This is a genomic window from Halorubrum sp. AD140 (assembly GCF_034497445.1).
Lineage (GTDB): Archaea > Halobacteriota > Halobacteria > Halobacteriales > Haloferacaceae > Halorubrum.
In genome coordinates this window covers 1-11,538 of record NZ_JAXRUU010000080.1, presented here as the reverse complement: position 1 = coordinate 11,538, position 11,538 = coordinate 1, and the positions used below count along the sequence as shown (strand labels likewise).

General features: G+C 67.4%; 11 protein-coding genes. 4 read left to right on the top strand and 7 right to left on the bottom strand.

Annotation, left to right across the window (positions count from 1 at the left end):
* Window positions 1–330 precede the first annotated feature (330 nt).
* From U4E84_RS14985 to U4E84_RS14975, 3 genes are all read left to right on the top strand, one after another.
* Window positions 331–861 carry a DUF5817 domain-containing protein gene (locus U4E84_RS14985; protein ID WP_322532922.1) on the top strand — a complete coding sequence of 177 codons (531 nt, stop codon included), beginning with the start codon at window positions 331–333 and terminating at the stop codon, window positions 859–861.
* Between the two features lie 93 nt (window positions 862–954).
* Entirely contained in the window at window positions 955–1,983 is a 1,029-nt protein-coding gene (locus U4E84_RS14980; RefSeq protein WP_322532920.1) for a PGF-CTERM sorting domain-containing protein, read from the top strand.
* The gene (locus tag U4E84_RS14975) at window positions 1,980–2,417 is read left to right on the top strand and encodes a hypothetical protein (protein WP_322532919.1); all 438 of its coding nucleotides are present in this window, start codon (window positions 1,980–1,982) and stop codon (window positions 2,415–2,417) included. Before U4E84_RS14980 ends, U4E84_RS14975 begins: the two co-directional genes overlap by 4 nt.
* Window positions 2,418–2,447: 30 nt before the next feature.
* Here the strand turns inward: U4E84_RS14975 and U4E84_RS14970 are convergent, their stop codons facing one another.
* On the bottom strand, window positions 2,448–2,750 hold the full coding sequence (locus U4E84_RS14970; RefSeq protein ID WP_322532918.1) for a hypothetical protein: 303 nt from the start codon (window positions 2,748–2,750) through the stop codon (window positions 2,448–2,450).
* A gap of 112 nt (window positions 2,751–2,862) precedes the next feature.
* Entirely contained in the window at window positions 2,863–3,702 is an 840-nt protein-coding gene (locus tag U4E84_RS14965; protein WP_322532917.1) for a ubiquinol-cytochrome c reductase iron-sulfur subunit, read from the bottom strand.
* Window positions 3,703–3,868: 166 nt separating this feature from the next.
* On the opposite strand from U4E84_RS14965, the gene ppc reads away from it, so the two are divergent.
* Window positions 3,869–6,571: a phosphoenolpyruvate carboxylase gene (gene ppc, locus U4E84_RS14960; protein ID WP_322532916.1), complete on the top strand. Its 2,703-nt coding sequence runs from the start codon at window positions 3,869–3,871 to the stop codon at window positions 6,569–6,571.
* A gap of 299 nt (window positions 6,572–6,870) precedes the next feature.
* Here the strand turns inward: ppc and U4E84_RS14955 are convergent, their stop codons facing one another.
* From U4E84_RS14955 to U4E84_RS14935, 5 genes are all read right to left on the bottom strand, one after another.
* Entirely contained in the window at window positions 6,871–7,326 is a 456-nt protein-coding gene (locus U4E84_RS14955; protein ID WP_322532915.1) for a 30S ribosomal protein S19e, read from the bottom strand.
* Between the two features lie 142 nt (window positions 7,327–7,468).
* A complete protein-coding gene (gene hmgB / locus U4E84_RS14950; protein ID WP_322532914.1) occupies window positions 7,469–8,812 on the bottom strand; it encodes a hydroxymethylglutaryl-CoA synthase in 1,344 nt (447 codons plus the stop codon).
* A 102-nt stretch (window positions 8,813–8,914) separates the two neighbouring features.
* Window positions 8,915–10,156: a hypothetical protein gene (locus U4E84_RS14945; protein ID WP_322532913.1), complete on the bottom strand. Its 1,242-nt coding sequence runs from the start codon at window positions 10,154–10,156 to the stop codon at window positions 8,915–8,917.
* A 118-nt stretch (window positions 10,157–10,274) separates the two neighbouring features.
* Window positions 10,275–10,481: a hypothetical protein gene (locus U4E84_RS14940; protein ID WP_322532912.1), complete on the bottom strand. Its 207-nt coding sequence runs from the start codon at window positions 10,479–10,481 to the stop codon at window positions 10,275–10,277.
* A gap of 391 nt (window positions 10,482–10,872) precedes the next feature.
* Window positions 10,873–11,145 carry a hypothetical protein gene (locus tag U4E84_RS14935; protein ID WP_322532911.1) on the bottom strand — a complete coding sequence of 91 codons (273 nt, stop codon included), beginning with the start codon at window positions 11,143–11,145 and terminating at the stop codon, window positions 10,873–10,875.
* Between the last annotated feature and the right edge of the window lie 393 nt (window positions 11,146–11,538).

Genomic DNA, 11,538 nt, shown 5'->3' with positions numbered 1-11,538 from the left:
GTGGCCGCCGAAGGCGGCCCGAGGGGCGCGCGCGAGGGGGGCGACGGCCCGACGCGGCCCCGCCCGCGTCGGGCCGTTCGCCGAGGCTGGGGAGGCGCGAGGCGCGGTGCTGTGCGGTCGGGTGAGCCACTCAACGGAACGACCGGCGGCTGAGGGAGTCAAGGAGACAAGCCGCGAGGATGGGGCTGTGAAGGTGCGCGCGAAGGAGGCGGCGGCCGCGGACCCCCGTCGTACAGAGCCGACGGCGCCGCGAGCGTTCCTATCCCCTCGGAAACGAACGCTCCCGGCAACAGCCGAGGGTTCAAATCCGACGCCGCCGAACCCCGGGACATGTACGCGGTCGTCGGCTGCAACGAGTGTGCGGCCATGTGGCTCCTCACGGACCCCCGGACCAGCGACAGCGCGGCCTGCCCGCGCTGCGGGAAGACCCATCGGACGGCGAAGCTCAAGCGCTTCTTCGAGTCGGAGGACCGCGAGGCGGCCCGGGAGGCCAGGGCCGCGCTGCTCGCGAAGAAACGGGGCGAGAGCGCGTCGTTCGCCGAGGTCGACCACGTCTCGGCGCTCGAACGCGCCGTCGAAGACGCCGGGATCGACGACCGGGAGTACCTCGAGGCCGGCGGAGTCGACGCCGACGCGGTCGAGGCGGCCGGCGCCCGCGCCGAGGGCGGCGGGTCGACGTCGCGGACCCGGACCGAACGCGTCCGCGACGCGGTCGAGGCGGCCGAGGAGCCGACCGAGGAGAACGTCGTCGCCCGAGCGGGCGAGCGCGGCGTCCCCGCGGACGCGGCCCGCGAGATCCTCGAGAAGCTGACGCGGCGCGGCGAGATCTCCGAGTCCCGGGGACGGTACCGGGTGCTCTGAGCCGGCCTCGAGCCGGCCGGAGGGGTTCGGGCCCCTCCCCGGCCGGGTCCGGTCCCGACAAAGCACTTATATCGTCGGTTTGACGTGCCTCGCATGGACACGCGAACTGCCCTCCTGACGGCCGCGGCCGCGCTGCTCGTCGCCGGCGCGGTCGGGGTCGTCGCCGCCCCCGACGCCCTCGACGATCCCCGCGATCAGAACGAGCCCCCCGGCGACGTCCGGATCGCCGACATCGTCGTGTCGCCGGGTGAGATACGCGGCGAGACCGCGGCCCTCCGGCTCGGGGTCGACCTCCAGCATCGGGGGTCGACCGCGGAGAACGTCACCGTGCGCCACCGCGCGATCGGCGCCGATTCGGGGCTGCTCGTCGACGAGATGACGGTCGACGTCGGCGATGTCGACGGCGGCGGCGAGCGGACGATCAACGGCTCCGTGGACGTGGAGCGCGCGGGCGGCTACCGGATCGAGACCGCCGTGTTCGTCGACGGCGAGCGCGTCGAGACGCAGACGACGCGGGTCGGCGGCGTCGAGGCGCTCACGCCCGAGTACGCCGACTCGCGGGTCGGCTTCACCGACGGGAACGTCTGGCCGAGCGTGGCGGTGAGCGTCGTGGAGAGCGACAACGAGACGACGACGCTGTCGGTGTCGACCTCCGTGACGAACCGGGGCGACGACGCGTCGTCGGACGTCGACCTCAGGCTGCTGATCCGGCAGGCGGAGTCCGGGGTGATCGCCGACGAGGCGCGCGAGACCGTCGGCTCCGTGCGCCCCGGACGCACCGACACGGTGACCACGACGGTGGAGGTGCCCGCGAACTACAACTACTACGTCGACGCGGCGCTGTTCGACGACGACGTCCTCGTCGACGAGACCCAGGGCGTCGCCAACCTCGACCCCCGCGAGACGATCAGCGCGAACGAGACGACCGAGGACGTCGAGTTCGAGGCGGAGGACTTCGCGGGAGGCGGTGCAGACGGCGACGACGCCGGCGGGGACGCGGACGGCGGCGCGGGCGGAGACGCAGACGCCGACGGCTCCGGCGACGGCGCGCCCGGCTTCGGCCCCGTGGTCGCGCTCGTCGCGCTCGTCGCCGCGGGACTGTACGCGCGGAGGCGACCGTGACGGACGAGCGTCCCGCGGCGGAGCGCGACGACCAGACCGAGCCCAGCGACCCGACTGACCCGACCGACGCCACGACCGACGGACCCACGACGGACGAGACCACCACACCCATGAGCGACACCGCCGACGGCACGACCGAACCGAGACGAACCGACGATTCGACCGACGACGCAAGCGGCCCGGACGACGCCGGGATCGGTCGGCTCTCGACCGACCGACTCCGTGGCATCCTCGATCGGGTGGGGCTGGCCGCGCTGGTCCTGCTCGCGCTGGTCGCCGGCTGGAGCTTTTACAGTCAGAGCGGCACCGCGATCCGGACGTGGCTCGACCCGGCGTACCAGCCGATCGCGCTCGCGGTGTTCAACCTCGCGGTGCTCCTCGTCGCCCTCGCCGGCGTGGGCCACCAGCTCGCGCGCATTCGGTCACACGAGTGAGCGAGGCGCCTCAGGCGCTCCCGCCGCGACCTACTCCTCCGGGAGGTCGTCCGTGCTGGCGGGGATCCGCTCGACCTGTCCCGCGAGCGTCGCCGCGTCGCCGGCGACCGCGGAGGGCTCGACGCCGGCCTCGTTCGCGACCAGCCTGACGTGTGCGGCGAGCAGCGCGAGCGCGCGGAGTCCCTCTCCCTCGGCGTCGTCGGAGCGCTGGGCGAACGTCGTGTCGATCTCGCCGTCCCGGACGACGCCGACGTGGACCGCCTCGATTCCGTCGCCGTCGAGGAGGTCGCGGGCGGCGTCAATTTCCGCGGCGAGCGCGTCGTCGTCGCTCATGAACGCGTCTACGCGAAGCCGAGGCAAAAGCGCGGCGTTCGCTCGAACCGCGGAGCGCCCCGAAGCTGAAAAAGCGCGAAATGAGGCGGAGAGTCGTGGACCCCGACGCGCCTTAGTCCGGGCGCGGACGGGCGATGAACAGCGACTCTTCGAGCGTGAACGGATCGTACGTCGACTGGTGGCAGACGCAGTAGGTTCCGTTGCCGGCGTCGTAGCGGGTGGACTCCTCTAACACCTTGTAGTCGGGAATACAGCAGAAGTGCGTACAGACGTTGAGGTACGCGATGAACCCCTGGTCGGTGGACGCCTCGAGCCACTCGCCGTTCGAGTTCTCGACCGCTTCCTCGATCCGCGTCGAGCGAATGACGATCGCGTTCAGGTCGGAGTCGGCGTCCTGCGAGCGCCACGTGACGGAGGCCGGCTTCCCGACGCCGTCGTCGCCGATCCCGTTACCCCACTCGTCGTAGTCGTCGAAGTCGTCGATGTGGATCCGGTCGCCGCCCTCGTACGTGTCGTCCTGCCAGTCGTACTTGCCGGGCGCGGCGCGAAACAGGTTGTCCGACTCGAAGTCCGGGGCGACGTTCTCCTGCGCTTCGACGCCGCAGTACTGGAACCACGCGCCGGCGTAGGTTCGCCCCCCGAGCTCCTCCTGGGCCACCTCGACCTCTTGACCCTCCTGGGTGATGGTCGTCGTCTCGGGCCAGATTCCTTCGATGTACCCCTCGTCGGTCACTCGGACGGGGATCTGCGGAAGCCCGCGCGGCGCCGGGCCGCCGGTCTGGGCGATCGACATCGCGATGGTCGAACCGCCGCCAACGCCGCCGGCGGTCGTCAGGGTGTTCACGGTCGCCGAACCCGTCGCCCCGACCCCCGCAAGGGCCGCGCCCCCGACGACGCCCTTGACGAAGCGCCGCCGGCCGGACTCGGCCGGATACTTGTCGGACTGACTCATACGCGTCGTTCGGGTTGGACCGGTAAAAAGGGTGACGAACCGGCCACCTGAGCGCGGTTCGATCCGACGTGGGCCGAACACGATCGATCGAGATATTCACTCGAAACCGAGGCAAACATTCGTTCAGACATCGGCTTTAACCCGCGCCGACGGGTGTACCTGTGGCATGGAGTTGCACAATCGAGACGTGCGGACGGACGTCAGGGAACTCGGCGCGCTCGTGGGCGACGTCCTCGCTGCGCAGGCCTCCACGGACGCGTACGAGACGGTGGAAGAGCTCCGAAACGCGGCGATCGGGTACCGCCGCGGGGACGCGGAGAGCCGCGACCGACTCCACGCGTCGGTCGACGGGCTCTCGACGACCCGCGAGGGAATCGTGGCCCGCGCGTTCACGACCTACTTCGAGCTGATCAACCTCGCCGAGGAGCGCGAGCGCGTTCGCGCCATCAGGAACGCCGACGACGAGGGTGCCCTCCACGACTCCTTCGAGGCCACGATCGCCGAGTTCGCCGAGCGCGAGGTCGAGCCCGACGAACTGCGCGAGCTGTTGGAGGACGTGCTCATCGAACCGACGTTCACCGCCCACCCGACCGAGGCGCGCCGCGCGACGGTGAAAGCGAAGCTCCGGTCGATCGCCAACCACCTGGAGGAGCTCGACGAGCGCAACCTCACCGAGCGCGAGCGCAACGCGATCTGGCGCGACGTCACCGCCGAGGTGACGAGCCTCTGGGGCACCCGACAGGTGCGCCAGCGCCGCCCCGAGCCGGAAGACGAGGCGCGCAACGTCGGCTGGTACCTGGAGAACACGCTCTTCGACGTCGTCGGCGACGCCTACGAGGAGTTCGAGGAGACCATCTCGAGCGAGTACGACGGCGTCGACTGTCCCAAGCTCTTCGAGTTCCGCTCGTGGGCCGGCTCGGACCGCGACGGCAACCCCTTCGTCACGCCCGAGGTGACCGACGAGACGCTCGAGCAGCAGCGCGCGGTCGCCATCGAGAAGTACCGCGACCGATGTAAGCGGCTCTCCGCCGTGTTGAGCCAGGACGGCGAGCGCTACGCGATCGACGACGCGCTCGCGGAGTCGCTCGCCGCCGACGCCGAGCGGTTCCCGACAGTGGTCGAGGAGGCCCGGGAGCGCTACCCCGACGAACCGTACCGCCAGAAGCTCCGACTGATGCGCGAGCGGCTCGACCGCGTCGACGACGTTCGCCCCGGCGAGTACCCCGACGGCGACGCGTTCCTCGCCGACCTCGACGTGATCGCCGAGTCGCTCGCGGCCGACGGGCAGGACGCCGTCCGCGAGTCGTTCGTCGAGCCGCTCCGCCGACAGGTGGACACGTTCGGGCTCACGCTGGCCTCGCTCGACCTCCGCGACCACCGCGAGAACCACACGGAGGCCGTCGCCGAGGCGGTCGCGACCGAGGGCGTCGACTACCGCGAGATGGACGAGGAGTCCCGAGAGGAGTTCCTCACCGCGGCCATCCTCCAGGACGACCCCGTCATCGACGCTGACGAGCCCGGCGACGTCTCCGAGACGACCGAGCGCGTGCTCGAGCGGTTCAGCGAGCTCGCCGAGTGGCAGGAGGAGTACGGCCAGCAGGCCATCGACACCTACTGCATCTCGATGACCGAGGAGCCGAGCCACGTGCTCGAGGTGCTCTTCCTCGCCGACCAGGTCGGCGCCGTCTCCCTGCCGGACCACTGCGGGCTCGACGTCGTCCCCCTCCTCGAGACCGAGTCCGCGCTCAACGGCGCCGAGCGCATCCTCGGAACGCTGTTCGACAACGAGGCGTACGCGACCGCGCTGGCGGTTCGCGGCGACGTCCAGGAGGTCATGCTCGGCTACTCCGACTCGAACAAGGAGAACGGGTTCCTGGCCGCGAACTGGGACCTCTACGAGAACCAGCGCCGGATCGCGCGATTCTGCCGCGAGGAGGACGTCACGCTCCGGCTGTTCCACGGCCGCGGCGGCTCCATCTCGCGCGGCGGGGGGCCGATGAACGAGGCGCTCCTCGCGCTCCCGAACGAGACCGTCACCGGGCAGGTGAAGTTCACCGAGCAGGGCGAAGCCATCGCCGAGAAGTACGCCAACCCGCGGATCGCCGAGCGCGAGCTCGAACAGATGCTCGACGCGCAGATCCGCGCGCGACACGAGGCCAACGAGGAGCCCACCGAGCGCGTCCCCGACGAGTGGGTCGACGCGATGGAGACGATGGCCCCCGCGGCCCGGGAGACGTATCGCGACCTCTTGAACACCGACGGCTTCGTCTCCTACTTCGGGCAGGCGACGCCCATCTCCGTCGTCGAGGACCTCAACCTCGGCTCGCGGCCGGCCTCCCGCTCCGGCGAGCGCACCGTCGAGGACCTGCGGGCGATCCCGTGGGTGTTCTCGTGGACCCAGACGCGGCTCATCCTCCCCGGCTGGTACTCGCTCGCCTCCGGCATCGATGCCTACCTCGACGAGGTCGGCGAGGAAGACGGACTCGAAACGCTCCGCGAGATGTACGAGGAGTGGCCGTTCTTCCGCACCACCCTCGACAACGCCGGCCTCGCGCTGGCCCGCACGGAGCCGGAGATCGCCGCCGAGTACGCCGACCTCGCCGACGACGAGCTCCGCGAGCGCTTCTTCCCCGAGCTGATCGGGGAGTACGAGCGCGGTCGCGAGCTCGTCCTCTCGATCAGCGGCCGCGACCGCCTGCTCCGACGCGAGTGGCTCGTCGAGAGTCTTGACCGGCGGAACCCCTACGTCGACCCGCTGAACCTGCTGCAGGCCAACCTCCTCGGACGCACCCACCGCACCGAGGAGGAGGAACGCACCCTCCGGCTCACCGTCAACGGCATCGCCGCCGGGATGAAGAACACGGGATAAGGCACCGAACGCCCGACCTACCGCTCGCAACCCTCTGTCACCTCATCGTCCACGCACCGTCTCGTCCCCGCCGAAACCGGCGGCTGTCGTTTTTGACAACCCAATCGCGACTCCGAGCGCTGCCTGAAAATTTTGTATAGCGGTATTCAATATATGGGTGGGGGTACGGACCGATCGATATCGAGAGCCAGCGCAGGTGGAGAGACGCGATACGGTCGGATATCGTGGTATCTGGCGGCGAGCGAGTCGAGAACCGCGTCGCTCGGCGAACAGTGAGCGTCGAAAATCGAATCGGCGGTCTACGCGTAGCGTTCGAGTTCCGGCCGGTCGAGCTCCTCGAAGACGTCCGTCGCGACCTCGGAGAGGAACGCCTCGCCCTCGTCGGAGACGCGGCGGCCCTCGCCGGCCGCGGTCGTGACGAGCCCCTCGTCTTCGAGGGCCTGCAGCGACGCGCGGATGAGCTTGCGGGAGCCGGCGGAGTGCCTGCCGGGACGGACCGAGTACCGGTTCGATCCGCGCTTCTTCGAGCCGTACTCGGTGGCGAGCCGCTCGATACCGATCGGCTCGTTCTGGGCGACCTTTCGGAGGAGGCTGGCTGAGCGCACGTACCAGAAGTCCTCCTGCTCTGGCGGGAGCTCCTTGCCGGAGCCGCTCTTGGCGAACTCGGCCCAGTCGGGCTCGTCGATCCGGTCTTCGAGTCGTGCGGCGACCTCCTCGATGAGGGCGTCGGCCGGCACGTCGTAGATGGTTACCATTGAGTACCGGTTCACCCTAGCGTCGTTTAAAACCATCGTATCGGGAGAGCCCCGTGTCAGCCGTTTTCACGGGGTTGCGGCCCTCTACCGGGAAGTCGGCGACACGAATACGAGTCCCGACGACCAGGAGAGCGCGCGGGGCCTACTCGACGTACTCGTACTTCCGCTCGTTCATGCGACCCCACCCGGTGAAGACGAACTCACCGTTCGGCTGGGTGAACTCCTCGATCTCGCGTTCCACGTCCATGTCGTACTCGTGGACGTCGTGGACGTCCTCGTACTCCTCCCACGTGAGGTCGTAGCGGGCCGCGAGCTGGTCGTCGATGTCGAGTGCCTCGATTTCCGGCCGCCAGCCCTCTCGGACGGTCTCGGCGTGGATCTCCGCCTGCGCGCCGGAGCCGTACGAGGCGACGAGCAGCGTCTCGTCCACGAACGACCGGTCGCGAGTCAGCGCGTCGCGCAGCGCGCTGACGCGGGCGATGTGGACGGAGCTCGTGTACCAGTTGCCGACCTCCCGCGAGAGCCCGAGCGTCGGCTCGACGACGGTGTCGTACCACGTCTGGTACTGCTCGGTCGTCTTGAGATCGTCCATGTACCCGCGGATCGCCTCCTCGTACGCCTCCCGGTCGTCGAAGTCGCCCTCGCGGGGCTGTCGGCCGATCTCGTCGGCGAGGTCGTCCTCGTACGACGAATCGCGGATGACGTGTCGGTACGCCAGCAGCGCGGCTTTCCGGACCATCCCCGGGAACGGCGTGTGGAACGGGGCGTACGCGAAGTCGTCGAGTTCGATGTCGCCGGTGACGGACTCATAGTCCTCCAGCGCCTCCCGCATCCGGGAGAGGTACACCTGCACCGAGCGCTTGCCGTCGACGCTCGGGAACTGCTGGTTCGGCTTCAGGAAGTCCGTCTCGTCCTTCGAGCCGTAGCCCTGGTCCGTCGAGAGCGCGACGATCGAGGGGTCCTCGTCGATGAGCATCGCGACGGCCCCGGCGCCCTGGGTCGCCTCACCGGGGTCGCCGCGGGCGTACAGCGCGGTGTCCGTCGTGATCACGATCGCGGGACGGTCGCGGTTCCGGCCCGCCCGGATCCAGTTGTACGCGTCGTCGATCGCCTGCGTCCCCGCCAGGCAGGCGAACTTGCGCTCGCCCTTGTTGGCGTGGGTGAAGTCGCCCTCGTACACCTGCTCGAGACAGCCCGCGATGTACGTCGACACCGGCTTCGAGTGGTCGAACGCCGACTCGGTGGCGACGTCGATCCGGCCGATGTCGGCCGGTTTGAGCCCCTTGCGGTCCATCAGCCCCTTCGCGGCGTTCGCGCCCATCGTGACGATGTCCTCGTACACGTCCGGGAACGAGGAGTTGTTGAGCCCGAGCCCCTTCGTGTACTTGGCGGGGTCGTCGCCCTTCTCCGGCGCGAACGTCCGCGGCAAGTCGAGCTTGAGCTTCCCGGTCCAGATCTCGACGGCATCGATGCCGACTTCAGTCATACGCTGACGTTCAGACGGCCGCCATATGGCTTTGTCGATGGGTGGTTACGTCGATTGTGGAATTTTTATCCGAGATAGAGATCGGGATACCGGTCCATTCGGTTAAACAAGCCGTTGGAACTGAATTTCCAAATCAGTATTCTTATTTCTCCCCTGATAATTAACGGAAATATCTCCTTCTACGGATGGATCGAGATCGATAGTGAATAGACCACTTTCACTGATCGTTCCGCTGCCGATCTCACCGTTTGCATCACTTATCGTTACGTCGGTTCCACTACCTTGGAAGGATGACCCGTCTTCGACCTGAATTTCGAGAGTGTAGTCGCTGGCAGGGACATTGTCAGTTGTAGTCGTCACATCGAATGCCTGGCCACTCCCACCTTCTCCCTCCAATTCAGCCACATTGCCATCGTCAGCTTGCATATTTTCGAAGTTCGACAACGTACCAGCATTAGCGGTACCACTCGTCGGATACCGTACCGTGGTCCCATCGTCCCCATCACCTCCACCGACTGCCCCGTCGGCATTCTGCGTCGGCTCTTCAGGTGCTTCCTGCACGCCAACCGTGTCCACGGTGAGGTTGTCGTCGGTCGTATCGAGCGTCAAATTATGGACGCCGTCGTCGTTCGCGTCACCGGTCACGCCGCCGTAGACATCGCTGTCCGTCGGGAGATCTGTCTTCTCTTCCCAGTCCTCCTCGCTCAGTCGCGTCGGAACGGTGACCGTGAGGTTACCCTCGGGGAGTTGATCGGTAACGCCTTCGGCCGGATACAGTTCGAGCGTCACCCGACCGGTTCCGCTTCGGCTGAAGTCGTTCTGGAGGGCCGTGATCCGTACCTCCCCCTCGTCGTTGACGAGCTCCTGGTCTTCGATCACCGCGAGCCCACCGCCCTCGTCGCGAGCGTCGAGGTAGAGCACGGACGCGTCGTACCACGTCGACGACGGGTCGAGCTCGTTGTAGCCCGGCTGGTACTGGAGGAACCTCGTGGAGACGTTGACCGGGTCGCCGGAGTCGCCCTCGATCGTGATGTTGTAGGAGTCGCTCGTCTGTATCGTCCCGGCCGGCGCTGGCGGATTGATCGCGAAGAGGCGAGTCGAGTAGGTGGTACCGAGTCGGACCGTCTCGTACTGCGGTCTGTCCGAACTGCCGGCTTGCAGGACTCCCGCCCTGAGTTCGACGAGGTCGTTCCGAACCTCCTCGAAGTGCTGGAACTCCACCTGCGCGTTCTCCTGCGGAACGATCTGTACCTGATACAGCGAGAGCGCGAGGATCAGGAATCCGAACAGGATCACGGTGCCGATCACGACCGACTGACCGCGACGGTCGTGGGTAAATCGCATTAGGCGCTATCGAATCCGGACAGGCATAAAAGCATCCGCCCGCGGTCTCAGCCGTGAGAACCCCGCCGCGACGCTGGAAACGGTGAGAGCCGTCCGTTTCCGCTCGCTCTCGGCGTTCTCAGTCGTCTTCGCCGCCCGCCTCCCGCCGCGCCGTCAGCCACGCCGACGTGGCCGCCACGACGCTCGCGAACCCCCCGACCAGCACGGCCTGCGTCCAGTTCGCCTCGAGGAGGTATCCCGAGACCAGCGTGACGAGCGTGAAGGCGACCACGACGGCGACGAGCGTCGGTGCGATGGAGTCGGTCGTGGCGTCCGAGTCGGTCATACCCGGATCTGCCGCGGCCGGGCGATAAAACGGCCGATCGGCCGAGCCAGTTGAGTCGGTCGAGAGAGTACGGAGGCCGATCTGGGACACTAATAAATTGCATGGCGCGATATGAAATCCGTTCCAGGAGTTCCGACGCTGCCATAGCGGTTCACGACTCACCTCCGCCAAGAGCTGGTCCCTCCTCGAACATCGCGCCGATCCCGGCAGAAGAGTAGCGAAACTACCGAAACGCCCGAATTAACCCGAACACAACGGCAACGCGCACGGTTGCCACTCGCCGCAGCCTAACCCAGCCAGAGCAGTAAACGAGTGTCGCCACCTCCCTGCCCGCCTCGAGAACTGTGACAAGCTAAGTCGGGGTTCTCAGAGGGCGCATCCCGTTAATACGTCAGCTCGGCTCCGATCGCCAGCTCCAGAGTCCTATCGATACGAGGATGAGCCCGAGAAGGACGAAGACGAGCCACTGGATGATCCCTTCCCCGAACGGGAAGAGATCGACATATCCCGTCGCTTGAAGGAGGCCGACGACGAGCAAAAGGACCGAAAAGATCGAAATCGCCGCCGTCCGGATCAACCCTTTGGCTACTACTTCCCCCTCCTCTCGTTGCTCCGCTTCGGTCGTTGAAGGCGTCTTCTCGGGATCTTCCGTCGAATCTGACATAGGTAGAATCGCCTCATGTACGCGCTGGCCTCGAATAAGTATTCGGCCACACAGAGACACGGCGTTTCGGAACGGTCGTGTCTACCACAGGAGGAACGCCCGGAAGACGACGTATGCAGCACGACCGCCGAAGACAGTATCAGCGAAGCGTTCAACGGAGACCAACAGCCCGGCGTTCGCTTGGTCCGGTTTCTCTCTACAGACCCGACAAGCACACCGAACGAGTCTCATCGTCCTCGTCATTCGCAACTGGACTCCTTTCCGGCGCCCGCCCTCGCGTCCGACCGGTCCGTTTTTGCGCGCGGCGGGTGTCCCGGCGCACATGGCGAAACAGCCGCACCTGCTGGTCGAGGAGGGCGACGTCCACGAGATCGCGGTCATCCCGGGCGACCC